This is a genomic window from Nocardiopsis akebiae (assembly GCF_018316795.1).
In the GTDB taxonomy this organism is placed as follows: Bacteria; Actinomycetota; Actinomycetes; order Streptosporangiales; family Streptosporangiaceae; genus Nocardiopsis; species Nocardiopsis dassonvillei.
In genome coordinates, this window is sequence record NZ_CP074132.1 from 5,070,165 (window position 1) to 5,095,614 (window position 25,450).

Here is a 25,450-nt window from a genome sequence, read left to right on the forward strand (position 1 = left end):
GGCCGCCGGGCGCGTGAGGTGACATCATCGGGCACCCGTGCCCCGAACAGGAAGGGCCGTCGCACACGCGAAGGGGACACTGGCCTAGCATTCGTAAGTCGTTGTGACTCTCGACTTTGGGAACGCAAAGCATGGCCTCACGGTTGGCAACCCCGCTGGACAGCGTCGACCAGCGCATCCTCGCCGAGCTCCAGCGGGACGGGCGCCTGTCCTTCAACGAACTGTCCCGCCGGGTGAACCTGTCCGCGCCCGCCGTCGCCGACCGCGTACGGCGCCTGACCGACCGCGGGGTGATCACCGGCTACCACGCGCACGTGGACCCGGCCGCGTCCGGACTGCCCGTGACCGCCCTGGTGCGCATGGAGTGCTTCGGCGCGCACTGCCTGCTGCGCGACGAGGCGTCGCTGGCGATGCCGGAGATCCTCCAGGTGCACCGGGTGACCGGCGACGACTGCTGCGTCCTGCTCATCGCGGTCCGCTCCATGGAGCACTTCGAGGAGGTCATCGACAGGCTCGCCGAGCACGGCCGCCCCTCCAGCACCATGGTGATGTCCAGCCCCGTGCCCTGGCGTCCGGTGAGCGCCCCGGTGACCGGGCGGCCCTGACCTCAGGGAGCGCGGCCGGACCGCCCGCGCTGACGCCCGCGTCGGCGGCGGGCCGGTCACCCGGCCGCTCGGCGCCACCGCGGTCCGACGCCGGACCCGGCGCCGAGGACGCCCAGCAGGGCCAGGGCCTCGGCGCCGGAGGACCCCGGCGGCGCGCTGTAGAGCACCACGTGCTGGTCGCGGTCGGTGAGCGCGAGCGCGTCGCAGTCGACGGTGACCTCCCCGACGACCGGGTGCCGGAAGGTCTTGGTGAGCGTCCGCGCGGCCTGCACGTCGTGCCGCTCCCAGAGCCGGACGAAGTCGGGGCTGGCCTCGCGGAGCTCGTCGACGAGGCCGGTCACCGCGGGGTCCTCCGGGTAGCGGGCGAGGGCGGCACGCAGCTCCATGACCACGTGGTGCCGGAAGCCGGCGGCGTCGGATTCCCCGTACAGCGCCGTGCCGGGCCGCGTCGGCCCGAGGAACGCCTGGCGCGCGAGGTTGCGCTCCTTCGGGGTGAGTCCGCCGAAGTCGTGTATGAGCGCGGCCGCGAGGTCGTTCCAGGCGAGGACCTCGAACACGGCGGACATCACGATCCCTGCCGTCGAGGGCAGGCGTTCGAGGAGGGCGAGGATGCTGGGGCGCACGTCGCGCCGGTGCAGCCGGGTGCGGTTCGGCGCGGTGCCAGCGAGGACGTGGAGGTGGTCGGACTCGGCGTCCGTGAGCCGCAGCGCGCCCGCGATCGCGGCGAGGACCTCGCTCGACGGCCGCGGCGCCCTGGCCTGTTCGAGCCGGACGTAGTACTCCGTGGAGATGTGCGCGAGGACCGCCACCTCCTCGCGGCGGAGACCCGGTGTCCGCCGACGCGGGCCCGAGGGGAGGCCGACGTCCGACGGCCGCAGCCGTTCGCGGCGGCTGCGGAGGAAGGCCCCGAGTTCCCGTCTGTCCATACCCCGATTCTGCACGCCGCGCGGCGGCGGATCCTGGTACCGCCTGTACCTGTATCCGGTCCGAAGGCCGAGCCGACACTGTCACCATGACGAACAGCATCGACATCCCGCCCGTCGGCCTGCTCACCGGCAAGGTCGTCCTCATCACCGGCGCCAGCCGGGGGATCGGAGCGGCCGCCGCCCGCCTCTTCGCGAGGGAGGGCGCGGCCGTCGTGCTCGCCGCACGCGGCGCCGACGCCCTGCAACGGATCGTCACCGAGATCCGCGCCGACGGCGGCGACGCGGAGGCGGTGACCATGGACCTGGCCGACCGGGCGAGCATCCGAGCGGCGGTCGGGCGCGTCGGGGAACTGCACGGCGGACTCGACGGCGCGTTCAACAACGGAGCGGCGGTCCAGCGGCCCGGCCCGCTGGACACGACGAGCGAGGATGACGTCGAGACGCAGTTCACGGTGAACTTCCGGGGGCAGTGGACCGCGATGACGGCCGAGGCCGAGCTCATGCGCCGAAGCGGCGGCGGGACGATCGTCAACACCTCCAGCGTCGGCAGCCGCCGCGCCAACCCCGCCCTGCCCGCGTACGGCGCGATGAAGCGCGCGCTCAACAGCATCACCGAGTCCGCCGCCGTGACCTGGGCCCGACAGGGTATCCGCGTGAACGGCATCACCCCCGGCGGTACCGCGACGGAGATGCTCGACGCGTGGGAGGCGGTGTCCCCCGGCGTCATCGAGCACAACAGGGCGGCGACCCCGCTCGGCCGCCTGGCCGAGCCCCGCGAGGTGGCCGAGGTGGCCGCGTGGCTCCTCAGCGACCGGGCCTCGATGGTGACGGGCGCGATCGTGCCCGTGGACGGGGGCCTGGGCGCCTGAGGCGGGTCGGAGGGGACGGGGCCGGGGCGGCGACGGGCCGCGCCGGTCCGGCCCGGACAGGCCCTACAGTTTCGGGATGAGCGTTCTCATCGACACCCCGGTCTGGCCGGGGCCGCGCGGCTGGCTGTTCGCGCACCTGGTCAGCGACAGCTCCTACGAGGAGCTGCACGCCTTCGCCCGTGCGCTCGGGGTGGACCCGCGGGCGTTCGAACGCGACCACTACGACGTCCCCGAGCACATGCACGCGCGGGCCCTGGAGCTGGGCGCCGAGCACGTCAGCGGGCGCGAGCTGGTCACGCGCCTGCGCGCGTCCGGGCTGCGGCGGCCCAAGGCCGCCCGGCCGACCGGCACGGCCTGACCGGGCCGGTTCAGGGCGGGGGCGGCTCCACCGGGGGCGGGGCGTTCAACCGGTCGAGTTCGGCGAGCACGTTGACCCGGGCCCGCGCCTCCCAGCGCGCCCGCCCGGCCGCGGTGTGGAACAGGTGGGGCGCCTCCAGCAGCGACCGCAGCACCGCGGTCCGGCCCGCGCGGAAGTCCTCGTCGGGAACGTACCGGTACTCGGCGCGCACCGCCGTGGTGTAGGCCAGGTACTCGTCGGCGGGGGCGGCCAGCACCGACAGGTCGGCGTCGCAGAGCACCGCGCCGTCGGCGTCCCACCTGCCCGGCCGGTGCGTCGCGGTCACCCCGACCAGGCGCACGACCTCGCGGACCCGCGCGGTTCCCATCCCCGTCAGGGACAGCAGCCGCTCGGCGAGCCGCGCGCTCTCGCGCTCGTCGCGACCCGGGGCCCCCTCGTAGACGGCGTCGTGGAACCAGACCGCGTACCGCACGAGGTCGGCGTCGCGCACCCTCTCCTCGCGGAGCAGCAGGTCGACCGCGCGCAGCACGGCCGCCAGGTGGGCGGGCGTGTGGTAGCGGCGGTGCGGCTCGTTCCAGCGGCCCAGGAGTTCGGCGCCGACCGCCACCGCCTCGGGTGCGTCCCCGGCGAGTCCGCGCCAGGCGGCTTCCAGCCACGCGTCGTCCATACTCCCCATTCTCCCCCCGTCGCGGCGGGTCCGCCCGGCACCGGGTCAGGTGTCGGAGGTGTCCACGAGTCCGGCCTCGTGGGCGAGGATGGCCGCCTGCACCCTGTTGCGCATCTCCAGCCGGTTGAGGATGGCACTGACGTAGCTCTTGACTGTGCCCTCCACGAGGAACAGCCGGTCGGCGATGTCGGCGTTGGACAGGCCCGCCCCCACCAGGGCCAGCACCTCGCGCTCGCGCTGGGTGAGCTCCTCGACCCGGGCGACGGCCGCCGCCTCCCGGGCGGCCCGGGGCCCGCCGAACCGGGCGATGACCTGGCGCGCCACCCGGGGGGACAGGTAGGCGCCGCCGTCGGCGACCGCGTGCACCCCGGCGATCAGCTCGCGCGGGTCACCCGCCTTGAGCAGGAAGCCGCTGGCGCCGCCGCCGAGCGCCTGGGAGATGTAGCTGTCCTCCCCGAAGGTGGTGAGGATGACCACGGCGGTCTCGGGCGCGACCCTGCGGATCTCCGACGTGGCGGCGAGGCCGTCCATCCGGGGCATCCGGATGTCCAGCAGCGCCACGTCGGGGCGGTGGGAGAGCACCAGGTCCACGGCTTCGCGGCCGTCCGCGGCCTCGGCCACCACGTCGATCCCCGGATCGCTGCGCACGATCGCCCGTACCCCGGCGCGGATCATCGCCTCGTCGTCGGCGAGCAGCACCCTGATCACGTGTGTCCCTCTCCCCTGTGTCCGTCGCGGGTTCGCGTGGTCACCGTAGCGGCGCCTCGCCCTTGGTCAGCAGCCGCCCCTCGGAGAAGCAGAGCTGGTAGAAGAACGTCTCCTCGCCGAAGAACACGCCGTCGCTGCGGTAGTAGCTGCACGTGGCTCCCGGAGGGACGGCGTCCTGCGCCAGCACGCTCGCGTCCATGTACACCGAGTTCGGCGGCAGGGCCGCCTCGACCTCGGCCTGGGGGTCGCCGACGGTCAGGGCGGCGAACTCCTCGGGGTCCAGGGTGCTGCTCTCCACGTTCGTGACGCCGATCCAGCCCAGCCCGAGCACGATCGCCGCGGCGGCGGTGACCGGGACCAGGGCCAGGACCATCGTCCAGCCGCGCACCCGGCGGCTGGCGGCGAGCTGGAGCTGGTCGATCTGGGCCGCCTCCCCGTCCTCGTCGGGCCCCGCACCGGCGGTTCCGTCCAGCGGCATGGTCGCGCAGACCTCCCAGCCGCCGTCGCCGTTCGGCCCGGCGGCGAAGGAGCCCCCGGTCAGGCGGACGCGCTCGCGCAGGCCGATGAGTCCGCGCCTGCCGCCCAGGCCGGTGTCGGGGCGCGGCCCCGGGGGCGCGGAGTTGGTGACCCTGGCCTCCACCCGCTCCGCGCTGGCGGTCAGCCACACGGTCACGTCGGCGCCGGGAGCGTACTTGGCGGCGTTGGTGAGCGACTCCTGGACGACCCGGTGGACCGCGCGGTCGACCATCGGAGGCAGGCCGCCGGTGTCGCCGTCGCGCACCAGCACGACCCGCATACCGGAGTCGCGGACGCGTTCGACCAGCGCGGGGACGCCCTCGCCCGCGGGGGTCATGGGCGCGGGTTCGGTGTCGGCGCGCAGCACGCCGATGATCTCCCGCAGGCTGTGGGTGGCGTCGACCGAGGTGATCCGCAGCTCGGACGCGGAGCGGCGGTGCTCCTCGTCCAGGTCGGGGCTGACCTCCAGGGCCCCGGCGCGCAGGGCGATGAGGCTGAGCTCGTGGCCGAGGGAGTCGTGCATGTCCTGGGCGATGCGGGAGCGCTCGCGCAGTCTGGCCTCGTCGACGGTGAGGCGGTGCTCGCGCTGGAGCTGGCGGGCGTGCTCCCATCCGGCCTCGGCCAGGGCCACGTGCTGGCGCCGGTAGACGCCCACCAGCCAGGGGAGCACGGTGGTGAACACGACGGTGCTCACTGTGGCGGGCCAGGCGGCCGGCACCTCGGGCCACAGCAGTGCTCCGGCCACCGTCCACACGACGGTCACGGAGGTGAAGAGCACCAGCGCCGACCACACCGTGGGGACGCGGCGGCCCACCAGGTAGGCGACGCACAGCAGCAGGACGCTGAAGCCGTACACCCAGAACGAGCCGATCAGCGCCACGGTGAAGGCGAGCAGCGGGTAGAGGCGGCAGAGCACCACGGTCAGCGCGGTCAGCGCCACCGCGGCGCACGCGGTGGCGAGCGCCTCGGCGGCCGACGTCTCCCCGGTACGCCAGCGGATGAACATCTCCCCCAGGCACAGGGCGGCGATCGCGGCACCTAACAGCACGTCGCGCCAGACGGCGCCCCTGGTGGTCCAGCCCCCGAGCGGGGTCAGCGCACGCCGAAGGCCCGCGCGCGGTACGGAGAGGTCCATGCGGGTGAACCTACACATCGGGGGCGGGTCGGCGGCACCGTCGAAAGTCAGGGTGGGGCCACCCCTTTCCGGCGGTCGGCTCCCGCGCCCGCCCCTCCCCGCGCGGCGGCCCCGGTGGGAACGCCGCGGGGCCCGCCGGGGTCGCGGAAGCCCCCGCGCGGGTGCCGGGAGTCCCACCGGGAACCGAAAGCCCCCGTGCGGGCGCCGCGGGGGCCCGCCCACCGACGACGGCCATATCATGGGATGAATTTTGGCCCTTTCGCGATGACCCGAGCCGTACGGCCGCGCCGGGATCCGGGGGTCGGCGACCACGACCGCGGACAGGGGCCGGATGTCACCTTTGGACACGCTGCGGCGCATGCACCACATCGCCGGGTGGCCGCTGCTGCTGAGCACCTTCCTCGCCCGCCTGCCCATCTCCATGTCCCTGATCGGCCTGCTCACCCTGGTCACCACCACGACCGGGAGCGTGGCCGCCGCGGGTGCGGTGACCGGCGCCTTCGCGCTCGGGGAGACCGTGGGCGGGCCCGTCATCGCCCGTTTCGCCGATCGGCGCGGGCAGCGCGTCCCGGTGCTGGTCACCTCGCTCGTGGACGCCGTGCTCATCACCGTGCTCGTGACCGCCGTCCTGGCGGAGGCCTCCGCCCCGGTCCTGGCCGTACTGGCGGCCGTGGCGGGCCTGTGCATGCCCCAGATCGGCCCCATGGCGCGCACGCGCTGGGTGGTGCTCATCCGGCGGGGACCGCACCGGGGCGAGGAGCGCGAGCGTTCGGTGTCCGCGGCGATGTCGGTGGAGGGCGTGCTGGACGAGGCCGCGTTCGTCCTGGGCCCCGCCCTGGTGGGCCTGCTCACCGTGACGCTCTCCCCGGCGGCGAGCGTACTGGGCGCGGCCGTGCTCATCGGCGTGTTCGGGGCCGTGTTCGCCCTGCACCCCACAGCGCCGCCCGGGACCCCGCCGGTACGGGGCGCCGGGGGCCGCATCGCCACGCCCGCGCTGCTGGTGCTGGCCGTCCCCATGTTCTGCCAGGGCCTGTTCTTCGGCGGCATGTCCACCGGCGTGACCGCGTTCTCCGCCGCCTCCGGGCACGGGGACCTGTCCGGGCTGATGTACGCGGTGATGGGTACCAGCAGCGCCGTCGCGGGCCTGCTGATGGCCTCCGTGCCCGTGGGCTTCCCGCTCACCGCGCGGACCCGGATCGCGGCGGGCGCGCTGTTCCTGCTCACCCTGCCGCTGTACGCGGCCCACGGCGCGGCCGCCATGGCGGTGGCCATCTTCGTCCTGGGCGCCGCGATCGGCCCGCACATCGTGAGCCTGTTCGGGCTGATCGAGAGGGCCGCCCCGGCCAGCCGCCTGTCGCAGTCGATGGCCGTCGTCCTGAGCTGCCTGATCCTGGGCCAGGCGCTGGGGTCGTCGATCGCGGGCGTCCTGGCCGACGCGTACGGCCACCAGGGGGCGTTCGTGCTGGCCACGATGGGCGGCCTGCTCTCCTTCGCGGTGACCGTCCTGGTGATGCGGGCCCGCTGGTACGTGCGCGGCGAACCGTCCTCTCCGGCGACGGTGACACGTTCCACTCCGGGCGCCTGAGAGGGGTGACGGAGGAGGTCAGGGGGTGTGTCGGGGTGATTCGGGGAACATCAGGCGTTAAACCCGCGTTAAAGAGGGACCCATCATTCTGACTCCGACCTAGGCTCGATGATCGTGCTCGATCTACTGGCCACCATCGGCCCCCGCCGCAAAGAGGTGCCCGTGCCCCAGCTCAACGGGCTCGCCCGCGTCACCCTGTCGGTCCGCGACCGCGACGAGAGTGTGCGCTTCTACCGCACGGTCCTGGGTTTCCGGGTCCTCGGCAAGCGCGACCACGAGGGCACACGGCGCACCGAGTGCCAGCACCCGGCCTCCGGGCTGCTGCTGGCGCTCATCCAGCACCGCGACAACTTCAAGGGCAGGTTCGACCGCAGGCACTGCGGCCTGGACCGGCTCACCCTGGGCGTGGAGAACCTGGGTGAACTGGAGGCCTGGGAGGAGCGCTTCGCGGAGATGGACGTGGAGCACTCCCCGGTGATGCACGGCGAGGAGGGCTCCACCCTGCTCTTCTACGACCCGGACGGCACCGAACTGGCCCTGTTCGCCCACGCGGAACTCGACGCCGACGAGGACTGAGCCGCGCGGAACCGCGGCCCGGGCCCCGGCCGCGCGCCGCCGACCGGGGAGCGGGCCCGGACCCCGAGCCTCCGGAAAACCCGGCGGACACCCCTGTCTACTCCACCTCGACCAGCTTCAGGCGCACGTCGCGCTCGGCGAGGTCGTCCACGGCCGAGCGCGGGAGCCGGTCGTCGGTGATGATCAGGTCGAACTCCTCCAGGCTCGCCACCCTGAAGGTGCCGAACTTGCCGTACTTGGTGCTGTCGACCGTGAGCACGCTCTTGGAGGCGATCCGCAGCAGCGCCTGCTTGGCGACCACCTTGGCCTCGGAGGGCGTGGTCGACCCGCGCTCGGCGTCCCAGGAGCTGCTGGCGATGAAGGCCAGGTCGACGTTCACTTGGCGCAGGAAGTCGGCGGTGAAGCGCCCGACCGAGGAGTGGTCGGAGTGCGAGACCACCCCGCCGGTGTGGATCAGCTCGATCCCCGGGTACTCCATCAGGTGGCCCACGACGTTGAAGTCGCTGGTGATGACGGTGAGACCGACCTTGTCGGTGAGCAGCGGGACCATCTGCAGCGTGGTCGTGCCCGCGTCCAGGTAGATGGTGAAGTTCTCCCGGACCAGGTCGGCCGCCGCGCGCGCTATGGCCCGCTTGGCGGGTACCTCCAGCTGCGCCTTGGCCAGGTAGGAGGGCTCGCTCTTGAGCCGCGCCGCGAGCCGCACTCCCCCGGTGACCGACAGCACCTTGCCGTCGTTCTCCAGCGCCTGGATGTCACGCCGGACCGTCATGTGGGACACGGACAGCATCGACGTGAGCTCGTTGATGCTCAGCACGTGGCGCTCCTGAAGGAGCTTGAGGATGTGCTCTCGTCTCTGGTCCGGAATCATCGTTCGCCTCACACTCCAGGGACGGTCATGGGGCACCGTGCGGTCACGACGCCGTGTAACAAAGTTTCCCAGCTCGCCGCACCCCGTCGGCGTCCCCGACGACGTGAGTCCGCTCGCAATCGCGGCGCCACGCAACGGCAACACCGTTGCGGGCGGGGCGCCGCACGCCCGTCCGCGCCCGCCCCGGCGGGCGTTTTTCCTGTTTGCACCACGTAAAGCGGAAGTCTTTGCCACCCTTGACGACATGACGTTGTCCATCGCACTGCGCGGAGACACCGCACGCTTCCCGGGAAACACCCTCCCGGCCCTGCGTTCAGCCTCGCGTGCCGGGGCCGACCTGGTCAAGATCGACGTCCACCTCACCTCCGACGGCTATCCCGTCCTGGTGGACGAACGGCTCGTGGCCCTTCCCGGTTCCCCGCCCCGGCCGGTGGGGGATCTGACCCTGGCCGAGATCGCCACCGCCCGCGACGACGTGGAGCGGCGCGTGCCCACCCTGATGGAGGTGCTCGCCGAGTACACCGGCGACGCGCCCCCTCCCCTGCTCGTGGACGCCGGCGCACCCGAGGCGGCGCTGGCGGCGGACAGCCTGCTGCGGGCGCGCGGGTTCGGCGACCAGGTGCTCTTCACCGGTTCCACCGAGACCCTCGACGCCCTGCGCGGCCGCAGCTCCGAGGCCCGGCTGATGCTGGCCTGGGACAAGCCGGGCCCGCCGCCCGAGGACGCGGTGCGGACCCTGCGCCCGACCTTCCTGGGCACGCACTACACGCTGCTGACCCGGGAACTGGTCTCGGAGATGCACCTGCGCGGTTACCTCGTCACGGCGTGGACGGTGAACGACTTCCCCGAGATGGCGCGCGTGGTGGGCATGGGCGTGGACGCGCTGGCCACCGAGCGGATCGAGGACCTGGTGTCGCTGACCAGCGGCCGGGAGCGGCGGGCACCGGCCGCCGGTCCGGTCTGAGAACGGGGGTCGCGGAACCGATCCGGTGAAAGACCACACGCCCTCCCACCCCTTCCGGGGGCGTACTCCGAGCGATGAGACACCACATGACGGCCGACACATCCCCTCACGCGCTCCGCACCACGGCACCCGTCCTGGACTGCGCGGCGCACCTGTTCGCCCAGCACGGCCCACAAGGCCTGGCGATGTCCGAACTGACCTCCCGGATCTCGCACGAGACCGGGGCCGACCCCGCCGCGCTCAGGCGCGCCTTCCCCACCCGGTTCGACCTGGCCTACGCCGTCGTGCTGCGCTCCACCCGGGAGCGGGTGCACGGGCAACTGGCCGCGGACCGCCCGGACCGGCCCGCGACGGAACGCATGTCCACCCTGGTCAGACGGCACGTGGAGACCGGCTGGCGGCACCGGGCGGCGACCGCGCTGGGGCACCAGCTGCTGCCGGTGCTGCGCGCCATCCACCCGGCCCGCCACCGCGAGGTCACCTCCCTGACGCGGGCGTACCGCGAGCACGTGCGCGGCATCATCCTGGACGGCGTGACCCGCGGGGACTTCGGGGTGCGCGAGCCCGGGCGGGTCGCCGACGAGGTGCTGGGGACCTTCGACTCCCTGCTGCACTGGTACGACCCGGGGGCCGGGCTGAGCCTGGACGACCTCGCCGCCGTCCACGTCGACCTCGTGCTCCACCACCACCTGGGGTGCCCGCGCTGACCGGACGGCCACGGCGGGTGCCGTGCGCCGTGCCGGGCCCTCCCCCTAGCCGCCGACGAGCTGGTAGAGGTCCACCGACTCGGCCAGCGCGCGCAGTCCGGCGTCCCCCGGGTGGAGGTGGTCGCCCGAGTCGTAGGCGGGCAGCATGCGGCTGGGGTCCTGCGGGTCGCGCAGGACCGCGTCGAAGTCCCACACCCCGTCGAAGGGCGACAGGGGGTCGTCAGCCTGCGCCCGCAGGTGGTCGTTGACCTGTTGGCGGGCCCGGTCGACCTCCTCGGTGCAGCGCGTCTCGCCCCCGCAGGGGCCGAGCGTGGCCACGAACACCCGCATGCCGTTCCCGCGGGCCAGCCCCGCGATCTCCTCGATCCCGGCGATCACCGACTCGGGAGGGGTGCTCCAGCGCAGGTCGTTGATCCCCGCGAAGACGACCAGGGTGCTCACCCCGCTCTGGGCCAGCACGTCCCGGTGCACCCGGTGGGTCAGCGCCACACCGGTGGGGTTGGTGGAGACGCCCTCGCCCGGATAGCCGTCCCGGATCACGTGGTTCCCGGCCACACCGAGGTTGAGCACGCCCGGGTTGGGCAGCCCCGGCTGCTCGGACAGCCGGGCGCTGAGCACGTCGGGCCAGCGGGCGTGGGCGTCGGGGGTGGAGCGGATCCCGTCGGTGATGGAGTCGCCGAAGGCGGCGATCGCGCCCGGCCCTCCGGAGACCTCCACCGCGGTGAGGAAGGGCCACTGCGCGACCCGGCCGGTGAACGGCTCCCCCGTGGTCTCCAGGGTCAGGTCTCCGCTTCCGGGCGCGCTGGTGTAGTTGGTGTCCACCGAGGCGTAGTGCACCGGCGCGGTGGTCACCCGCTCGGGCAGGTGGACGCTGACCAGCACGTCGGTCTGCGGCGGCAGGAGCATCTCGACGGGGTCGCTGAACACCTGTCCCCCGGCCGGGATGACGGTGTCGGAGCGCCCCTCGAAGGTGAGCGGGACCGCGGCGCCGCGGGAGGCGGCGCCGCTTCCGCGCAGTGCCACGGAGGCCGCGCCCACGGTGACGGGGGCGGCGGCGAAGGTGTTGTTCAGGCGGATGCGGACCGTGTGGCCGCCGGTGGTCGTGCGCACCGACAGCCGCAGGGTCTGGTCCTGCCAGGGGCCCACCTCCATGTAGCCGGAGGTGGCTCGCGCCCAGGTGCCCGTCCACTCCGTGTCCGCGGCGCGCCCGCCCACGGAGAACACGTGGATGCGGCCCGCCTGGTCAGCGGTCTCGGGCAGCACCACGTGGGAGATCTCGCGGGCGGGGTCCACGGTGACGCCGCGCGCGTACAGGCGTGCCGCCCCGAGGGTGGGGCTGGGACCGGTGTGCCGCGCGGAGTTGGCGTAGGGCAGGGTGAGCGCGGCCTCGCTCGCGGGCCCGGCGGTCCAGTGCGGCACCGACAGGGTGAACTCCTGCTCCCGGCCGTCGGCGTAGACCACCCGGCCGGTTCCGGTGACCTCGGTCTGGGCGCCGTCGGTGCGGGTCGCGGTGGCCAGGAAGGTGAGCGACCGGTAGCGCTCGTCCGCGAGCCGCAGGAACTGGCCGTCCGAGACCAGGTGGTCGGGGCGGCCGGGGGCGTAGTCGGGCAGCTCCATGGGCGTGCCGAGCAGGACCACCTCGCGGCCGGGCGTCCACCCGGCGGCGGCCAGCGCCTGGGAGGACAGGCTGTTCCCGGAGCCGTCGAGGTCTACGGTGGCGACGGAGGTGTCCCGGGAGACGCCGATCCGGTCGACGAGGCCGCTGAAGGGGACGGCGTTCACCGCGGGGACGGTCTGCTCCCTGGACTCGGGGGGCCCGGCGCCCTCGTCCCGGAAGACGGCGGTGTTGACCACGACCACGAGGAGTACGGCCGCGGCCGCCGCGGCCAGGCCGCGCAGCAGGCTGGGACGGAGCTCCGCCCCGTACCGGTGGGTTCCGCGCCGCCGTGTGCCGTCCGCTCCCAACGCTCGCCTCTCCCCCGAATGCATCTGTCCACCGACTGTCGGACGCCGCCGCGCGCGCCGTGGTTGTTGAGACGTGGGCCACCGCCCCTCGGAACGGCCGCCAGTGTAAACGAGCCGCCTCCGCCGACCGCGGAGGTTCCGGGATGCACTGGACGGCGGGTCGTATGGCCTGCGACCTGCACGGAACGGGAAAACCCGCAGGAGCTTCGGATTCGGGCAGGAGTGCCGCCATATTCGCCCGACGTCAGCCCGGAAAATCGGACGTCCGTTATTCGGATACCGCAGCGAGGACTTCCCCGGAAGAGGAGAACATACCAAAGGCCCTATAAGTAGACAAAATACAGACGAAGAAACGGACGCCACGGCCCCGGGGCCGTGGCGCCGCCTCCCCGGCCCGCACCAGGAGGACAGCGGGCCACAGGGGGTGCCGGGGGGGCGACGGAGCACGTGGGCGCGTGTCCGGCGCCTTCGGCCGGAACGGTCGGCCGCCGCGCCGAGGAACGGCGGCCGACCGCGCGCCGCACGAACTCGCGCGCCTATTGCGCGCCCGCGGACCGCGCAGGCGGTTTCCGGGCACAGGCCCGTGGCAAAGAAAGCGCCGCTGCCCTGTATCCACAGGTCAGCGGCGCTTTTTTCGTGTTCGGAGAGGGTAGGCCGGGCAGGACTCGAACCCGCGACCCAGGGATTATGAGTCCACGGACCGTCAGGCCATCACACCCACTCTGACCTGCGTCGGAGCGATCGGGGTGCGGTGGACGTCCGGGTTTTCAACGTGTATTCACCGTGGACACCACTGCGGGGGCGGCCGTCTGCTCCTGGCGGCCGGGCTCAGCAGTCGGCGCGAGGAAGGAGCGCGGCCAGGAGGAGCTAGCCAGTGGGGGGCTCGCTCCTGCTGTGCTCTTCACCTTCTTAGAGAGTAAGGAAACGCAGCCTCCGCAGCCTCCGCATGTGCCTTGAAAGTTCCCCTGATCTGCGGCGATGACGCGGAGGCTAGGCGTGAGGGCCAGCCTCCGCCAGCCTCCGCAGGCTCCGGGATAGCCTCCGCACCTACATTCGCCCCCCACTGGCTAGCTCTGCACGTCAGGGCCATCTGGCGGGGTCGGGTGCAAGTGAGGTATGAAGGCACCAGAAGCTCGGACCTATACCCGTGGGCGAAATATCTGTTTCTCAAGAAGTTGGAAAAACGGCTGCTTGCCGCTGGTAAGTTCCCATGTCAGTGAGTCTGCTCCCCGCGCACGCGGGAATGGGCCGACACCGACGACCAGGGAGTGCTCGCGCTGCTGCTGCTCCCCGCGCACGCGGGAATGGGCCCCAGGCTCGCCCGACGCCGTGGCCGCTGACCGACTGCTCCCCGCGCACGCGGGAATGGGCCCTGACATGGCCGGAGAGACCCAGATCTGCATCGCTGCTCCCCGCGCACGCGGGGATGGGCCCGCGTCCGTCAGGCTGAGCCAGTCCGCCATCAGCTGCTCCCCGCGCACGCGGGGATGGGCCCGTCCTGGTCCTGGACGAGGCCGCCACCATCGACTGCTCCCCGCGCACGCGGGGATGGTCCCCAGTCATCGAGGAAGTGGCCGATCTTGCGGGCCCGCGGGCCACGGACCCGCGCCGGATGGCGGTCTCTGCTCCCCGCGCACGCGGGGATGATCCCGAACAGGGCTACCAGACGGGCGCGGCCTACTTCTGCTCCCCCCACACACGTGGGGATGGTCCCATGTAGATGTGGCGCAGGGCGATGCCCTCCTCCTGCTCCCCGCGCATGCAGGGATGGACCCAGCCTGGAGAACTTCCAGCGGGGCGCCAGCGGCTGCTCCCCGCGAATGCGGGGATAGCCATCCACGAGCTTCCGCTTTTCATGCGATCACACCATCCCTCACGGGCGCCTCCTTGACCTGCGTGAACACTAAAACTAGTTTGGCTGTGACCGAGCTTGGCCGCGTATTGGCCGCAGCAGACTCCTGAACATCGCTTGGAGCTAGCAGGGCTCCTGCTGCGCTCCTCACCTTTTTAGAGAATACGGGTGGGATTCCCTGCCTCAGGGAACCTCGTTCCGAACGCCATCGTCGGAATCGTTGACGTGGTCGGCTGCTCGCACAACCACCCAAGCTCGTAGGCGATCTCCGGCTACTGGCACTGGGTCATCGCCAACCTGCGCACGTTGCACGAACCGATCGTGTGCAAGAGGGCGCTCAGCTTGCAGCAGACCTCCAACGAGGCCACTCGGCAATGGCCGAACGAACAGTGGGAGAGTGCATGACACCTGAAATCCTGGTGGGCTTGATTGGCGCAGGTGGTGCTCTGAGTGGCGCACTGCTTGGTGGTCTCGCAACGTTCTCAGGCGTGGTGTATCAGCAGAAGCGCCAGGCCAAGCAGATGACTCACCAACGTCAGACCGAGATGGCCCACCAAGCGATCGACAATATCTTGCGTCAGACACAAGAAGTAAAAAATTTGGCAATCTCTCAAGGCGAAGATTTCCACTGGACACCCAAAATGGATGAACAAGTGGATACGATCCTTCTCTGGCTTATCCGCATCCCTCACGCTGACCTACGCGAGGTTATTGAGGCCATCTGCACGTTTAAACTCGGCGCACACCCAGAACTACAAGGAGAGTTGAGCTCCACATTCAACAGACCTGACTTCCGAGTCATGCTTTCAATTTATGAAATCCAAGATTTCCTGGGGCGCTATCTTCGCGGGGAGCCCATCCCCCAACCCAAGGGGATTTTGAAGGAAGCCGTTGAAGGCAAGAAGAATTTTAGAGAAGAAGTTCGCCAATCCATCTGGGGTGCTCCAGAGAGAAGCGAATCGAGATTACGCTAGAATTTCATGGAATTAAATTCTCCACAAAGGATACTATGAGCACGGAGATACCGGTAACCCTCGTAAGTCTGGGCAGTGCCGCAATCGGCGGCATTGCCACATTCCTAGTGGTGGTCTACCAGCAAAAACAGCACGCCAAGCTGGCCAAAGCACAGCGCAAGGACGATCTGTCACACCAAGCAGTGGACAAGATCATGCTCGAACTTCACCAACTTCAGATGCTGGTTCGACACAGAGAATCTGCCCCCGAATCGGAGATAGACGAAGCGATCGGCAGGATCCGCATCTGTGCATTTCGCTTAACCAACAAAAAGGTCCGAGATCAAATAGAAGCCGCTTGCGCAACCAGCTTCGGAAGCCGCCATCCCGATGGCAAAGAACGAGGATGGGGATTTCGCGCTGCAATGATTACTGCAACCTGCATGGAAGCCCAAAACGTCCTTGGGTCTTTTGCCAGAGAAGAGGATGTACCCGAACCTTTGATCTTGCAATTAGCCCAAGAATCTGCGGCGGAGATGAATAAGATTCCAAGGCAGTCCGACTCTAATTATGAATGAACCCTACAGGACAAGAAGATAACGTTCCACGAGTAAACAAAAAGAATGAACAGGGGCCAATGATTTAAGCACTGCATTCTCTGCGCCCATCTCTCAACACGGATAAGAATGCACAGGGAGAGATGGTGGCACTACGACCATATAGAAGTTGGACTTACCAAGTCAACAGAGACTGCTGGCCCCTAACGGCTAGCCCGGAAAATCCTTCGCCTTTGGCTCATACAGGGCCTACGACAGAAAGAAGCCCGGGCACGCACCCGGGCTCTCTCATACTTAACGGTTAGAGGGCGCGCTTCTACAGGCGTTCTGCTCGTGCTTCATCGGCTTCTTCCCACGTGCGGTCCAACGACCCCCTGAGGGCTTCCACCTGGTCGACCACGGGTGCGACTCCAAAGGAACGCAGCATCAGCATGGCGGCCTGCTCAGGCTTCGGGTCGTCCTGCGCGACCGGCTGAAGCCCCTCGCTCTCCAGGAGTTCCCGCACCTGCCGCACGAGCTTGTTGCGATCGTAGCTCTGATACATGCTCACGCCTCCCAGCGCTTCCCAGTGATCCGCTCGTAGACCTCGATGTACCGGGCTCGGGTCGCCTCCACGATCTCATCCGGGATCTCGGGGCCGGGAGGGGTGCGGTCCCAGTCGGTGACGGTACTGGACCAGTCCCGGACGAACTGCTTGTCGAACGCGTGCTGGGGCCTGCCCGGCTGCCAGTCGTCCGCGGGCCAGAACCGTGAGGAGTCTGAGGTCAGCACTTCGTCGGCGAGCACGAGCGTGCCGTCCGCCGCACGGCCGAACTCCAGCTTGGTGTCGGCGATGATGATGCCGCGCTCAGCGGCGATCTCAGCGCCGCGCTTGTACACGTCCAGGGTCACCGTGCGCAGGCGGTCGGCGGTCTCCTGGCCGATCTCCTCGACCACGTCCGCGAAGGTGATGAACTCGTCGTGGCCCTCGGTCGCCTTGGTCGTGGGGGTGAAGATCGGCTCCGGAAGCTTGGACGCTTCAACCAGGCCCTCGGGGAGCTCGACCCCCGAGACCGTGCCCTGCTTCTCGTACTCCTTGAGCCCGAGGCCCGCGAGGTAGCCGCGGGCGATCCACTCGACCGGGAGCATGGTGAGCTTCTGGCAGCGCACGGCCCGTCCGGCCCACTCTTCGGGAACGTCGGTGGCGGAGATGATGTGGTTGGGCACCACGTCGGCAAGCTGCTCGAACCACCACAGCGAGAGCTGGGTGAGGATCTTGCCCTTGTCGGGGATGGGGGTGGGCAGCACGACGTCGTAGACGCTCACGCGATCCGAGGCCACCAGGATGAGGTCGTCACCGTCGGCGTAGACGTCGCGCACCTTGCCCGAGTGCAGCAGTTCCATGTCGCTCCTACCTGGAGATCTCGTAGTTGTACGTGGCCCAACGACGGGCCACGGAGACGGACTGGCCGAACTCGATCACGTCGCCGTCGGCGTTGAACACCCAGTTCTGCTTGCGCAGTACGGGGGAACCCAGCGGGATGCCCAGCGCCGCGGAGTCCTCTTCCGAGGCGATGTCGGCGCGGAGTTGGTCCTTGCCGGTAGCGGGGGTGAGCCCCGTCTTCTCCTGGACGTACTTCGGGGTGCCCTGGGGCAACCGCTTCGCTTCCAGGAGCAGCGGAGCGCTTTCGGCCAGCTCTCCGCTGAACCAGGACGTGCTGGCCGAGGAGGGCACGTCATCCCGGAGGGTGACCCGCTGGCGCCGGATGACGTTCGTGCCCGCGGGCACGCCGAGGGCGTCCGCGACTTCCTCGGGGGCCGGCACCAGTTCGGCCGCGCGGATCTCCGCACGCTCGTTCGCCGCGTAGATCCGGCCTTCCAGGCTGCGGACCACACGGTCCTTGGCGCTGTCCGCGGCCTGGTCGCGGGTGACGATGCTGCCCCGGCCGGGTTCGCTGCGCACGAGGCCCTCAGCCTTCAGCGTCCCGACGACCTTGGTCGCGGTCGCCAGCGAGATCTTCCACTTCGCGGCGATGGTGCGCACCGAGTCGATCTTCTCCCCGTCGGGGAGGACACCGGACTCGATCTCGGCCTTGATGTGCTTGACGACCTGCATGTAGGGCGGGTCGGTGCGTTGGACCTGAGGGGACACGTGTGGCTCCTTCGTGGTGAACATGATCAGTGTACTAGTACGCATGTATGTCGGCCATGTGAGCTGGGGCTCTGCGACCTTCAACACGCGCGTACTCAATGCATATGCCAACTGTACTAGTACGCCAAACGTTCGCGTGCTATAACAGTTTCACGGCCACAGGCCGCAGCCCGGAAGAGGACTCCGGTGACCAGGGCAGAGCCCTGTCCACCGCGTGGAATCCCGGAGCGCACGAGCTTTCACAAGCCCTTGAGGCACATAGCGCGCACGCCCTGACCCCATCCCGAGCTCTCAAGGGACGGCGAAGGGAAGACGTGGCCACGGCACCCCGACAAGGGTGCGCCGCCCCGAACGGTCGGGGCCGCGAGGAATGGCCGCGCCGCACCCCTGGGGTGCCTGTCCTGCCCCTCCCCGGCACAACACGGATGAGGGACACGGCAGGGACCACCCGGGTCCACACCCACACAGGAAGGGGCCGACATGGCCAAGGAGAAGAAAGACGTCCAGTCGATCGAGACGAAGGACGGTGTCACCGTCATCACCTACGAGGACGGATCCACCGAGGTCCAGCACCGTGGCGGCGTCGTCCAGGCCGGGACCATCTCCGGCGGAATCCACTTCGGCTGACCTCAGCCGAGAAGCACACCCACTAGGCAACACGAACCTCAGGAGAGGAACGAGATGGACAAGAAGTTCGCCAAGTACCTGAAGGACGAGCTCAACCGCCAGGACGAGAACGAGCGCAAGGGCCGCAAAATGACCGGCCAGACGATCGACGCCAAGGGCTTCACCACCCGCACCTACAGCGACGGCACGACCGAGATCGGCGGCGGTCACCGCGGCTGGATCTCCGACGCTGACCTGTAGCCAGTTCGACCCCGCACACACCGAGGGGCCGCCTCACTTTCCACGGCGCGGCGGCCCCCGGCCCTCACCTGAACAAACAGAGAGGTCCTTCCATCATGCCCCAGGCCGACGCTGTCGTCTTCGCCGTGCTGGCCGCCGCCAGCTATCCGGCACACCTACTGGCCGACCACCCCTTCCAGTCCTCGCAGTGGGCCGCCACCAAGGGCGGCTGCGACCACGCGGGCCGGATGGCGTGCACCAAGCACGTGGCGGTCGTGGTCGCCTTCCAGGCCGCCGCCGTCCTGGCGGTGGTCGCGGTGACCGGGCTGAGCGTTCACCCCCTGGCCGTCGCGGCCGGGCTGGCGCTCACCGCCTGGTCCCACTGGTGGTTCGACCGGCGCTTCACCGCCGCTGGCCTTTACCGCGCGATCGGCAAGACCGAATTCGCCGCCCTCGGGGCACCGCGCCCCGGCCACGACGACAACCCCTCCCTGGGCACGGGCGCGTACCGGATGGATCAGGACTGGCACACGCTCTGGATCGCGATCAGCGCCCTGGTGATGGCCTCGACCGGGCTGATGCTCACCGTGCTCGTCGCCCTGGCCGTGATGCTCATGGTCGCCGCGATCCTCGCCTCCCGCCACGGGCGGCGCCGACTCGCCCGCCAGCCCCAGAGCGCCTGAGGGCGTGTGACGCCTATCCCGCCCCAGTTCTGGGGGCGGGTGTGGGGGACACACGCCCCGCTTCGACCGCGCAGAAAGGGATCACCTGATGAAGGCCACCGACACCCAGTCCGTCCGTCCGATGCCCGTCACCGACGCTGACCTGGTCGACATCGTCGCCACGGCCGAGATGGCGTCCACCAACAGCAGGATCGTGCTCGACTCGCGGCTGTGCCGGGCCGGGGCGATGCTGCAGATCCACTCCTGCTTCCGCTCCGAGGCCCGCGACCTGGTCGCGGCCGCCGGATACACCGCCCGCCTGGTCCAGGGCCGCCTGGTGGTCACCGGCGCGATCGACCAGCTCGCTCTGCTGCGGGCCGAGCGCGACCGACTCACCGCCGAGATCGACCGCCTGGAGACCGAGCAGCGCGGCGCCTGAACACCACACCGTTCCCACCGACGACGAAGGCCTCCGCGGGATTGCGCCCCGCGGAGGCCTCCTTACCGAGACCACTCCGTTGAGAGGACCGTCCCGATGCCGACCATTCTGCCGTTCCCGAGCGCCACCCGAACCCCCGCCCCGGCCCCTGAGGAACTGACCGGCCTGCTGGGAGACCCCGAACTGGCTAGCGAGCTGTTCGCCCCGGCCCTGCCCGGTGAGACCTTCGAGGCCTACGCCGCCCGCCACGCGGCCGCCGCCGACATCCTCGCGGACCTGGTCGGTAACCTGCCCGCCCCGGACGGCGGCCCGGCCGCGCTGGACCTGAGGAGCGCTGCCTGATGGTGCTCACTGTCGCGATCGTCCTGGCCTACCTGGCGTTGGCCGCCCTGCTGCTCACCCCCGCCAACCCGCTGCGCAAGGAGCGCTGATGGAACCGCTTCTGTACGCCGCCCTCGGGGTGCTGCTGGGTGTCCTGGCCGCCGCTGCCATCACCCGGGTGCGCCGCACCGCGCGCCGTCCCCGGACCACGCTCCGGCGCTGGCGCCGCACCCGACTGACCGTCACCCAAACCCCTCGCAAGACCAGGCCCCGAAAGGGGGCGCGGCGATGACCCTGCTGCTGACGCTTCTGCTCATCCCGTGCGCGCTGGGGGTGGTGTACGCGCTCCTGCGGCACCTGACCGGAGGGCTGCTCCCCGACCAGAACGCCGACCTGGCCGAACTCCGCGCCATCGGCGCCCGCCAGAACGGAGGAGAGCACCGGTGACCACGATCCACAGCATCCAGACCGTGGGTTTCCTCGCGGTCCTGCTCACTCTGTTCCTGGTCCTGGCCGTGGCGCTTTTGCGGCTGGTCGCCCTGCCGTTGGCCGGGATCGTCCTGGTCCTGGATGGAGCCGCCGACCTCGCTGCCCGCCCGCTCTCCCTGACCGCGCCGGCCCCGAAGGAGGGGACCCGATGAAGTTCTTCCAGCACAAAGGCGACGCCCCGGACGTGGCCGCCGACGTCACCCGTCAGGTCGAGCAGGCTCGCAACCTGGTCGGCATCACCAACCAGGACCTGCTCAACGACCCGCGCACCAACCCCGCCACCCGGGGCCACGCCGACGCCCTACGCATCCAGCAGCAGCGCGACGCTCTGGATTTGGACCACAAGCGGGCCATGCGCCGGGGGCGGGTCGCCGACTCCCGGGCTGCGGCCGCCGAACGCACTCTCGAAGCGATCCAGGCCGCCCGGGAGACCACCTCCCCGGGCCGTGCGGTGGCCGCGCTGACCGTGAGCCGGACCCGCTACATGGTCGGCTGCCTGGTGCTGTCGGTCCTGCTCAGCATCGGGTCGGGCATGGCCATCGAGGCCTGGCTGCAGTCCCGCCCCGGGGAGTCCCCGACCGGTCTGGGTTACCTGGTCGAGGCCGGGCTCACCATCTTGTCCACCGCGATGATCGTGCTCCGGGGGCGTCTGGCCTCCCGCGAGGTCAAGTTGGAACCCTGGCAGGCCGTGGTGTTCTGGCTGCTGATCGGGGTGCCGCTGGCCGCCAGCGCGGTGCTGGCCACCATGGGCAGCCCCGTCGGCGCGATCTGCTCGCTCGGAGCGGCCGCCTGGTCGCTGGCCGCCTACGTGGCCACCGCGACTCTGTCCACCGCGATCTCTGACGCCCTGGTCGAGGTCGGCGCCGCTGACGAGAACGAGCTGCGCCGGGTCGCCATGGGTGAGGACCACAAGCAGGGCCAGGGCACGCCCGCGCCCCTTTCCGGTGAGCGGTGGCTGTCTGAGCAGGGCGACGTGATGGCCGACCAGATCGCGGCGTTCCTGGCAGACCACGACGGTCCGGCCGGTGGTGGTGTGGCCCCGGATCGGTCCGGTCCGGACCACGACGGTCCGGCCCCGGGTCACAGCGGTATCCCGACCCGGGAGGAAGTCCAGGACGCCTACGAGCGGATGCAGGCCCGCTACCGGGGCCAGGCCAGGGGCCAGATCGACACTGACCAGGGAGAACGCCACGAGCCCGGGACGGAGCAGAGCGCCGATGTGGCCCCCGGGGTCGCACCGGCCGTTCAGGCCCGCCGTGCGGCCGGAGCGCAGACCCGCAAGCGCGTCGCGGACTACTGGTACGCCCACCCCGATGACGGTCCGGCTCAGATCGCGACCGCGTTGGGGCTGGGTGAGTCCACGGTCAAGCGTCACCTGCGTGCCATCCGGGAGGGTCGGTGATGATCCAGCGTCATCCCCGCCCGGCCGCCTGGTCGCGGCCGACCCCGCCGGGGTTCGACCACGCCGCATGGGTCCGGCGCAACTCCGGCCTGAGCCCCCAGCAGTGCCAGGCACAGGGCTTGTGCGTGGCCTGCGGGGGCCGGGGCGGCCTGTGGTGGAGCTTCCTGGGGGAGTTCGGCTACACGCCCTGCCGCGAGTGCGCCCCCGCTGCGGGAGATGACCGGTGAGCGCGCGAACCGAGACCATCCGCCACCGTCCGAGCATCACCCGCACCATCGGGGACCTCGGAGAGGGCGAGTCCTGGGTGTACCAGATGCGGTGCACCTGCGACATGCCGGTCTTCGAGTCCCACTACCGGTTCAAGGTCGAGGACCGCTACCGCTACCACCTGGAGTTCGAGGCCACCGTTGACCCCTCCGAACGGTGCCGAGACAAGCGCCACCGCGTCGCGGGCTGGGATGTGTGCGCGTTGTGCGCCGACCAGCTGCCCCTGTTCTGACCACCGTCTTCTCCGACCAGCACAACCCACATCCCGGGGTGGTGGCCTCACCGCCAACCGATCCGCCACCACCCCACCTCACCAGAAAGGCACACACCGTGTTCGAGCTGCTCATCCTCGGTCTGGTTCTAGCCCTCGGTATCGGCCTGGTCATCTCCGGCCACCGCGACGAGACCCGCTCCCGCTGACCCTCATCCACACCGGGCCTGGCCGCACGGCCGGGCCCGCCCTACACAGGAAGGAGCCTGTATGGCCAGCGGGATCGTCGCCCTGGTCGCGACCGGGCTCGCCATCACGCTGCTGATCTTCGGCAAGCGGGGCCGGATGCTCACCCTGACCTCGCTCATCGCCGGGCTCGCCGTGGTGCCCTTCATCGCCCCCTACGCCGTGGCCGGAGTGCGCAGCCTGGACTCGGCCACCTTCGACGGCCTGGCCACCCTCATCGCAGTCGTGGGCACAGCCTGGGTGACCTTCGAGCTCAAGGACGGCGGCACCCGGGGCCTGACCCCGTGGCTAGCGCTGCTGGTGCCCTGCCTGTGGCTGGCCGCATCGGGGCCGTTCATCGGCATCTACGAGTTCGTCCAGGGCGGCCTGGACAGCGCTGAGCAGTTCACCACCGACTTCGACATCAACGACTACTGACCCACCCACCACCAAGCGGGCGTCGGCCTCACCGCCAAGATCCGCCGCCGCCCGCACCTCACCAGAGAGGCACCACCAGCATGTCCGCCACCCACCCCGAACGCGAACCCGACGACACCGAGATCCACGACGCTGAGGTCATCGCCTTCCCCGGCCGCCCGTCGCCGGAAGTCGGGGAGGAGTCGGAGGTCGTGGACGCCGAGATCGTCACCGACAACGAGGACCAGGAGGAGCCCAAGGAGCCCGCACCGTCGACCGAGGTCGCCCTGCGCCCCAAATCCCGCGCCGTGGCCATGCCCGCCTCCGTGCGCACCGCCGCCCACAAGGCCGGGGAGGTCGCCAAGCGGCCCGACAAGCTCGCCCTGGCGGTGCTCAAGCACGAACTGGTCTACGGCAGCGTGGGCACCGCCCGCGGGGCCGGGCACGTGTGGCGGTGGATGACCGCCGCCGAACTCGACACCCAGCTGGCCGTCAAGCCCGAGCTGGTGCTGACCACCCGCAAGAAGCGCCGCAACGTCGTGCTCACCGGGGCCGGCACCACCGCCGTCGCCGGAACCGCGGCCTGGTTCCTACTCACCCCTGCCGTGCCCATCATCGCGCTGCTCATGGTCCTGGCCGTGGCCGGAGGGTTGGAGCGGCGCCGCGCCGCGCTGGGGGACGCGGAGACCGGGCACGCCGCCCTGGGCGGCTCCCCCTCCGGCAAGGAGGTCAAGCGGGTCTTCGTGGCCGCCAAGCTGGCCAAGCAGGTCGACCAGATCCGCGTGGTCGGCCCGGTCACCCGCACCGATGGCGCGTGGGAGGCGACGTTGGAGCTGCCCCCGGGCACCACCTACAAGAACGCCACCAAGAAGCGCGGGGAACTGGCCGGAGCGATCGGTGTGGACGAGGTCCAAGTCGCCCTGGACCCGGTCAAGGGCCACAACGGCCGGGTGCGCCTGTGGGTGGCTGATGAGGACCCCATGCAGGGCTCGCGAGTGGAGAACCCGCTGGCCACCCGGGCGCCGGAGAAGGTGAACTTTTGGACTGACAAGCTCTTCGCTGGGCGCGATGCCCGCGGCCGGGCTGTGGAGTTCAAGATGGTCGAGCGCTCCTACATGATCGGCGGGGAACCGGGCGGCGGTAAGAGCGTGGCTTCCAACAACGTGCTGGCCTGGTTCTTCCTCGACCCCAGGACACAGGTCTACCTGGCCGACGGCAAGTTCGGGTTCGACCTCATGGTGTGGGAGCCCATGGCCAAGTTCGTGCTCACCGACAAGCGCCCCGAGGCCATGATCGCGATGTTGCGCGAGGTCATCGCGGAGATGGACCGCCGCTACAAGATCCTGCGCAAGATCGGCGCCCCCAAGGTCACCGAGGCCATCGCCAAGAAGTACGACCTGCACCCGATCGTGGTGCACATCGACGAAGTCCAGTTCTGGTCCGCCTCCGGCGACACCAAAGCCGACAAGGAGTTCATGACCGCGCTGGCCGACATCGTGGGTCGGGGCCGCGCGGCCGGGATCATCACCGGCGTCATCACCCAGCGGCCCGCCGCTGAGGTCGTCCCGACCCGGCTGCGCGACATCCTGTCCATCCGGTGGGCGCTGCGGTGCACCACCCCGGCCGCTTCCGACACCATCCTCGGCACTGGGTGGGCCGGGCGCGGCTACAGCGCGGCGTTGTTCGAGCCCGACCAGCGCGGTGCCGGCTACGTCCTGGCTGAGGGCAGCAGCCCGGTGCAAACGCGTGCGGCCTTCATCGACCCCGACCGCGGGGAGCTCCAGGCCATCGCGGACCGCGCCTGGGCGCTGCGCAAGGAGGCTGGGACCCTACCCAAGAGCGATGAGCGCACCGACGTGCGTCTGCTCAACGCGGTCCTGGGAGCGATGGGGGAGGCGGACAAGGTCCACTCCGACATGCTCGTGGCCCGGCTGGCCAAGACCGACGAGTTCGCCGACCTGACCCAGGAAACGCTGGCGAAGATGCTGCGTCCTCTGGGAGTCGTGTCCAAGGGGGTGTGGGCCGCCAAGATCGAGGATCCCGCCACCAAGACGACCCGCCAGGGATACGAGAAGGAGGCCGTCCTGGCGGCCCTGGAGAGGGTCTAGAACACCCCCTTGGTGGGGCCTAGAACTAGCCCCTCAGGGCCTAGATCCTTGGCCCTGCCACTAGACACCAAAACCCTATGTGACCTGCTCTCTTGGCCTTCTAAGGCCTCTAGGGCCACCC

31 protein-coding genes and 1 CRISPR repeat array are annotated in these 25,450 nt (G+C 70.3%); of the genes, 22 read left to right on the forward strand and 9 right to left on the reverse strand.

The genetic code is table 11. The features are described 5' to 3' along the window. Positions 1-131 precede the first annotated feature (131 nt). A complete protein-coding gene (locus KGD83_RS21680) occupies positions 132-605 on the forward strand; it encodes an Lrp/AsnC family transcriptional regulator (protein ID WP_212640909.1) in 474 nt (157 codons plus the stop codon). 56 nt (positions 606-661) lie between these two features. Here the strand turns inward: KGD83_RS21680 and KGD83_RS21685 are convergent, their stop codons facing one another. Further along, the gene (locus KGD83_RS21685; protein ID WP_212640910.1) at positions 662-1,531 is read right to left on the reverse strand and encodes a helix-turn-helix transcriptional regulator; all 870 of its coding nucleotides are present in this window, start codon (positions 1,529-1,531) and stop codon (positions 662-664) included. An 86-nt stretch (positions 1,532-1,617) separates the two neighbouring features. Here KGD83_RS21685 and KGD83_RS21690 point away from each other — a divergent pair, with 86 nt between their 5' ends. Both KGD83_RS21690 and KGD83_RS21695 read left to right on the forward strand, forming a co-directional pair. After that, entirely contained in the window at positions 1,618-2,400 is a 783-nt protein-coding gene (locus tag KGD83_RS21690; RefSeq protein WP_212640911.1) for an SDR family NAD(P)-dependent oxidoreductase, read from the forward strand. 76 nt (positions 2,401-2,476) lie between these two features. Then, the gene (locus KGD83_RS21695) at positions 2,477-2,758 is read left to right on the forward strand and encodes a DUF4031 domain-containing protein (RefSeq protein ID WP_212640912.1); all 282 of its coding nucleotides are present in this window, start codon (positions 2,477-2,479) and stop codon (positions 2,756-2,758) included. A 10-nt stretch (positions 2,759-2,768) separates the two neighbouring features. Here the strand turns inward: KGD83_RS21695 and KGD83_RS21700 are convergent, their stop codons facing one another. The 3 genes from KGD83_RS21700 to KGD83_RS21710 are packed head-to-tail and all read right to left on the reverse strand — an operon-like array spanning position 2,769 to position 5,784. Continuing rightward, positions 2,769-3,425: an HD domain-containing protein gene (locus tag KGD83_RS21700; protein ID WP_212640913.1), complete on the reverse strand. Its 657-nt coding sequence runs from the start codon at positions 3,423-3,425 to the stop codon at positions 2,769-2,771. A gap of 45 nt (positions 3,426-3,470) precedes the next feature. Next, the gene (locus KGD83_RS21705) at positions 3,471-4,133 is read right to left on the reverse strand and encodes a response regulator transcription factor (RefSeq protein ID WP_212640914.1); all 663 of its coding nucleotides are present in this window, start codon (positions 4,131-4,133) and stop codon (positions 3,471-3,473) included. A gap of 40 nt (positions 4,134-4,173) precedes the next feature. Beyond that, positions 4,174-5,784 carry a sensor histidine kinase gene (locus KGD83_RS21710; protein ID WP_212640915.1) on the reverse strand — a complete coding sequence of 537 codons (1,611 nt, stop codon included), beginning with the start codon at positions 5,782-5,784 and terminating at the stop codon, positions 4,174-4,176. 331 nt (positions 5,785-6,115) lie between these two features. Here KGD83_RS21710 and KGD83_RS21715 point away from each other — a divergent pair, with 331 nt between their 5' ends. Together KGD83_RS21715 and KGD83_RS21720 are read left to right on the forward strand one after the other, a co-directional pair. Continuing rightward, on the forward strand, positions 6,116-7,369 hold the full coding sequence (locus KGD83_RS21715) for an MFS transporter (RefSeq protein WP_212640916.1): 1,254 nt from the start codon (positions 6,116-6,118) through the stop codon (positions 7,367-7,369). Between the two features lie 108 nt (positions 7,370-7,477). Continuing rightward, positions 7,478-7,945 carry a VOC family protein gene (locus KGD83_RS21720; protein ID WP_212640917.1) on the forward strand — a complete coding sequence of 156 codons (468 nt, stop codon included), beginning with the start codon at positions 7,478-7,480 and terminating at the stop codon, positions 7,943-7,945. A 97-nt stretch (positions 7,946-8,042) separates the two neighbouring features. Here KGD83_RS21720 and KGD83_RS21725 read toward each other — a convergent pair whose 3' ends face one another. After that, complete coding sequence (locus tag KGD83_RS21725; RefSeq protein ID WP_013151829.1) at positions 8,043-8,813, reverse strand: DeoR/GlpR family DNA-binding transcription regulator; 771 nt, start codon at positions 8,811-8,813, stop codon at positions 8,043-8,045. 244 nt (positions 8,814-9,057) lie between these two features. Here KGD83_RS21725 and KGD83_RS21730 point away from each other — a divergent pair, with 244 nt between their 5' ends. Continuing rightward, positions 9,058-9,777, forward strand: a complete 720-nt coding sequence (locus KGD83_RS21730; RefSeq protein WP_212640918.1) for a glycerophosphodiester phosphodiesterase — start codon at positions 9,058-9,060, stop codon at positions 9,775-9,777. Positions 9,778-9,863: 86 nt separating this feature from the next. Continuing rightward, the gene (locus KGD83_RS21735; protein WP_212640919.1) at positions 9,864-10,484 is read left to right on the forward strand and encodes a TetR/AcrR family transcriptional regulator; all 621 of its coding nucleotides are present in this window, start codon (positions 9,864-9,866) and stop codon (positions 10,482-10,484) included. A 45-nt stretch (positions 10,485-10,529) separates the two neighbouring features. On the opposite strand, the gene KGD83_RS21740 is transcribed toward KGD83_RS21735, so the two are convergent. After that, positions 10,530-12,473 (reverse strand): SGNH/GDSL hydrolase family protein, encoded by a 1,944-nt coding sequence (locus tag KGD83_RS21740; protein ID WP_394358081.1) that lies wholly within the window; start codon positions 12,471-12,473, stop codon positions 10,530-10,532. A gap of 1,198 nt (positions 12,474-13,671) precedes the next feature. Then, a CRISPR array of direct repeats spans positions 13,672-14,099; the repeat unit is 28 nt; unit sequence CTGCTCCCCGCGCACGCGGGAATGGGCC. A gap of 603 nt (positions 14,100-14,702) precedes the next feature. Between KGD83_RS21740 and KGD83_RS21745 the strand changes: the two genes are divergently transcribed. Further along, complete coding sequence (locus KGD83_RS21745) at positions 14,703-15,275, forward strand: hypothetical protein (protein WP_212640921.1); 573 nt, start codon at positions 14,703-14,705, stop codon at positions 15,273-15,275. Positions 15,276-15,310: 35 nt separating this feature from the next. Continuing rightward, complete coding sequence (locus KGD83_RS21750; protein ID WP_212640922.1) at positions 15,311-15,832, forward strand: hypothetical protein; 522 nt, start codon at positions 15,311-15,313, stop codon at positions 15,830-15,832. A gap of 295 nt (positions 15,833-16,127) precedes the next feature. Here the strand turns inward: KGD83_RS21750 and KGD83_RS21755 are convergent, their stop codons facing one another. From KGD83_RS21755 to KGD83_RS21765, 3 genes are read right to left on the reverse strand one after another with little or no spacing between them, the layout of a single operon-like run. Beyond that, positions 16,128-16,355: a hypothetical protein gene (locus tag KGD83_RS21755; protein ID WP_212644549.1), complete on the reverse strand. Its 228-nt coding sequence runs from the start codon at positions 16,353-16,355 to the stop codon at positions 16,128-16,130. Between the two features lie 2 nt (positions 16,356-16,357). Further along, complete coding sequence (locus KGD83_RS21760) at positions 16,358-17,194, reverse strand: phosphoribosylaminoimidazolesuccinocarboxamide synthase (protein WP_212640923.1); 837 nt, start codon at positions 17,192-17,194, stop codon at positions 16,358-16,360. Between the two features lie 7 nt (positions 17,195-17,201). After that, positions 17,202-17,942 carry a GntR family transcriptional regulator gene (locus tag KGD83_RS21765; RefSeq protein WP_212640924.1) on the reverse strand — a complete coding sequence of 247 codons (741 nt, stop codon included), beginning with the start codon at positions 17,940-17,942 and terminating at the stop codon, positions 17,202-17,204. Between the two features lie 480 nt (positions 17,943-18,422). Here KGD83_RS21765 and KGD83_RS21770 point away from each other — a divergent pair, with 480 nt between their 5' ends. The 13 genes from KGD83_RS21770 to KGD83_RS21830 all read left to right on the forward strand — a co-directional run bounded on the left by KGD83_RS21770 (position 18,423) and on the right by KGD83_RS21830 (position 25,329). Beyond that, on the forward strand, positions 18,423-18,569 hold the full coding sequence (locus tag KGD83_RS21770; protein WP_212640925.1) for a hypothetical protein: 147 nt from the start codon (positions 18,423-18,425) through the stop codon (positions 18,567-18,569). A gap of 54 nt (positions 18,570-18,623) precedes the next feature. Next, positions 18,624-18,809: a hypothetical protein gene (locus KGD83_RS21775; RefSeq protein ID WP_212640926.1), complete on the forward strand. Its 186-nt coding sequence runs from the start codon at positions 18,624-18,626 to the stop codon at positions 18,807-18,809. A 95-nt stretch (positions 18,810-18,904) separates the two neighbouring features. After that, entirely contained in the window at positions 18,905-19,471 is a 567-nt protein-coding gene (locus tag KGD83_RS21780) for a DUF3307 domain-containing protein (RefSeq protein ID WP_212640927.1), read from the forward strand. Between the two features lie 88 nt (positions 19,472-19,559). Further along, complete coding sequence (locus KGD83_RS21785; RefSeq protein ID WP_212640928.1) at positions 19,560-19,889, forward strand: hypothetical protein; 330 nt, start codon at positions 19,560-19,562, stop codon at positions 19,887-19,889. 96 nt (positions 19,890-19,985) lie between these two features. Then, complete coding sequence (locus KGD83_RS21790) at positions 19,986-20,231, forward strand: hypothetical protein (RefSeq protein ID WP_212640929.1); 246 nt, start codon at positions 19,986-19,988, stop codon at positions 20,229-20,231. Between the two features lie 88 nt (positions 20,232-20,319). Further along, entirely contained in the window at positions 20,320-20,502 is a 183-nt protein-coding gene (locus KGD83_RS21795) for a hypothetical protein (protein WP_212640930.1), read from the forward strand. Beyond that, positions 20,499-20,657 carry a hypothetical protein gene (locus KGD83_RS21800; RefSeq protein WP_212640931.1) on the forward strand — a complete coding sequence of 53 codons (159 nt, stop codon included), beginning with the start codon at positions 20,499-20,501 and terminating at the stop codon, positions 20,655-20,657. The genes KGD83_RS21795 and KGD83_RS21800 overlap by 4 nt, the downstream gene beginning before the upstream one ends. After that, positions 20,654-20,851: a hypothetical protein gene (locus KGD83_RS21805; protein ID WP_212640932.1), complete on the forward strand. Its 198-nt coding sequence runs from the start codon at positions 20,654-20,656 to the stop codon at positions 20,849-20,851. Before KGD83_RS21800 ends, KGD83_RS21805 begins: the two co-directional genes overlap by 4 nt. Beyond that, positions 20,848-22,101, forward strand: coding sequence for a hypothetical protein (locus KGD83_RS21810; protein WP_212640933.1), 1,254 nt, complete (start codon positions 20,848-20,850; stop codon positions 22,099-22,101). The genes KGD83_RS21805 and KGD83_RS21810 overlap by 4 nt, the downstream gene beginning before the upstream one ends. Then, a complete protein-coding gene (locus tag KGD83_RS21815) occupies positions 22,101-22,328 on the forward strand; it encodes a hypothetical protein (protein WP_212640934.1) in 228 nt (75 codons plus the stop codon). The genes KGD83_RS21810 and KGD83_RS21815 overlap by 1 nt, the downstream gene beginning before the upstream one ends. Continuing rightward, positions 22,325-22,600: a hypothetical protein gene (locus KGD83_RS21820; protein WP_212640935.1), complete on the forward strand. Its 276-nt coding sequence runs from the start codon at positions 22,325-22,327 to the stop codon at positions 22,598-22,600. Before KGD83_RS21815 ends, KGD83_RS21820 begins: the two co-directional genes overlap by 4 nt. 249 nt (positions 22,601-22,849) lie before the next feature. After that, on the forward strand, positions 22,850-23,242 hold the full coding sequence (locus KGD83_RS21825) for a hypothetical protein (protein ID WP_212640936.1): 393 nt from the start codon (positions 22,850-22,852) through the stop codon (positions 23,240-23,242). Positions 23,243-23,322: 80 nt separating this feature from the next. Next, positions 23,323-25,329: an FtsK/SpoIIIE domain-containing protein gene (locus tag KGD83_RS21830; protein WP_212640937.1), complete on the forward strand. Its 2,007-nt coding sequence runs from the start codon at positions 23,323-23,325 to the stop codon at positions 25,327-25,329. Positions 25,330-25,450 lie beyond the last annotated feature (121 nt).

What these genes read in the sequence shown, in the direction of transcription:
- KGD83_RS21780 (WP_212640927.1), top strand. Translation starts at nt 18,905, where the DNA reads ATGCCCCAGGCCGACGCTGTCGTCTTCGCCGTGCTGGCCGCCGCCAGC.
- KGD83_RS21690 (WP_212640911.1), top strand. Translation starts at nt 1,618, where the DNA reads ATGACGAACAGCATCGACATCCCGCCCGTCGGCCTGCTCACCGGCAAG.
- KGD83_RS21685 (WP_212640910.1), bottom strand. Translation starts at nt 1,531, where the DNA reads ATGGACAGACGGGAACTCGGGGCCTTCCTCCGCAGCCGCCGCGAACGG.
- KGD83_RS21700 (WP_212640913.1), bottom strand. Translation starts at nt 3,425, where the DNA reads ATGGACGACGCGTGGCTGGAAGCCGCCTGGCGCGGACTCGCCGGGGAC.
- KGD83_RS21695 (WP_212640912.1), top strand. Translation starts at nt 2,477, where the DNA reads ATGAGCGTTCTCATCGACACCCCGGTCTGGCCGGGGCCGCGCGGCTGG.
- KGD83_RS21810 (WP_212640933.1), top strand. Translation starts at nt 20,848, where the DNA reads ATGAAGTTCTTCCAGCACAAAGGCGACGCCCCGGACGTGGCCGCCGAC.
- KGD83_RS21680 (WP_212640909.1), top strand. Translation starts at nt 132, where the DNA reads ATGGCCTCACGGTTGGCAACCCCGCTGGACAGCGTCGACCAGCGCATC.
- KGD83_RS21760 (WP_212640923.1), bottom strand. Translation starts at nt 17,194, where the DNA reads ATGGAACTGCTGCACTCGGGCAAGGTGCGCGACGTCTACGCCGACGGT.
- KGD83_RS21770 (WP_212640925.1), top strand. Translation starts at nt 18,423, where the DNA reads ATGGCCAAGGAGAAGAAAGACGTCCAGTCGATCGAGACGAAGGACGGT.
- KGD83_RS21795 (WP_212640930.1), top strand. Translation starts at nt 20,320, where the DNA reads ATGGAACCGCTTCTGTACGCCGCCCTCGGGGTGCTGCTGGGTGTCCTG.
- KGD83_RS21775 (WP_212640926.1), top strand. Translation starts at nt 18,624, where the DNA reads ATGGACAAGAAGTTCGCCAAGTACCTGAAGGACGAGCTCAACCGCCAG.
- KGD83_RS21790 (WP_212640929.1), top strand. Translation starts at nt 19,986, where the DNA reads ATGCCGACCATTCTGCCGTTCCCGAGCGCCACCCGAACCCCCGCCCCG.
- KGD83_RS21740 (WP_394358081.1), bottom strand. Translation starts at nt 12,473, where the DNA reads ATGCATTCGGGGGAGAGGCGAGCGTTGGGAGCGGACGGCACACGGCGG.
- KGD83_RS21830 (WP_212640937.1), top strand. Translation starts at nt 23,323, where the DNA reads ATGTCCGCCACCCACCCCGAACGCGAACCCGACGACACCGAGATCCAC.
- KGD83_RS21710 (WP_212640915.1), bottom strand. Translation starts at nt 5,784, where the DNA reads ATGGACCTCTCCGTACCGCGCGCGGGCCTTCGGCGTGCGCTGACCCCG.
- KGD83_RS21720 (WP_212640917.1), top strand. Translation starts at nt 7,478, where the DNA reads ATGATCGTGCTCGATCTACTGGCCACCATCGGCCCCCGCCGCAAAGAG.
- KGD83_RS21715 (WP_212640916.1), top strand. Translation starts at nt 6,116, where the DNA reads ATGTCACCTTTGGACACGCTGCGGCGCATGCACCACATCGCCGGGTGG.
- KGD83_RS21785 (WP_212640928.1), top strand. Translation starts at nt 19,560, where the DNA reads ATGAAGGCCACCGACACCCAGTCCGTCCGTCCGATGCCCGTCACCGAC.
- KGD83_RS21755 (WP_212644549.1), bottom strand. Translation starts at nt 16,355, where the DNA reads ATGTATCAGAGCTACGATCGCAACAAGCTCGTGCGGCAGGTGCGGGAA.
- KGD83_RS21825 (WP_212640936.1), top strand. Translation starts at nt 22,850, where the DNA reads ATGGCCAGCGGGATCGTCGCCCTGGTCGCGACCGGGCTCGCCATCACG.
- KGD83_RS21745 (WP_212640921.1), top strand. Translation starts at nt 14,703, where the DNA reads ATGACACCTGAAATCCTGGTGGGCTTGATTGGCGCAGGTGGTGCTCTG.
- KGD83_RS21730 (WP_212640918.1), top strand. Translation starts at nt 9,058, where the DNA reads ATGACGTTGTCCATCGCACTGCGCGGAGACACCGCACGCTTCCCGGGA.
- KGD83_RS21815 (WP_212640934.1), top strand. Translation starts at nt 22,101, where the DNA reads ATGATCCAGCGTCATCCCCGCCCGGCCGCCTGGTCGCGGCCGACCCCG.
- KGD83_RS21750 (WP_212640922.1), top strand. Translation starts at nt 15,311, where the DNA reads ATGAGCACGGAGATACCGGTAACCCTCGTAAGTCTGGGCAGTGCCGCA.
- KGD83_RS21735 (WP_212640919.1), top strand. Translation starts at nt 9,864, where the DNA reads ATGACGGCCGACACATCCCCTCACGCGCTCCGCACCACGGCACCCGTC.
- KGD83_RS21725 (WP_013151829.1), bottom strand. Translation starts at nt 8,813, where the DNA reads ATGATTCCGGACCAGAGACGAGAGCACATCCTCAAGCTCCTTCAGGAG.
- KGD83_RS21800 (WP_212640931.1), top strand. Translation starts at nt 20,499, where the DNA reads ATGACCCTGCTGCTGACGCTTCTGCTCATCCCGTGCGCGCTGGGGGTG.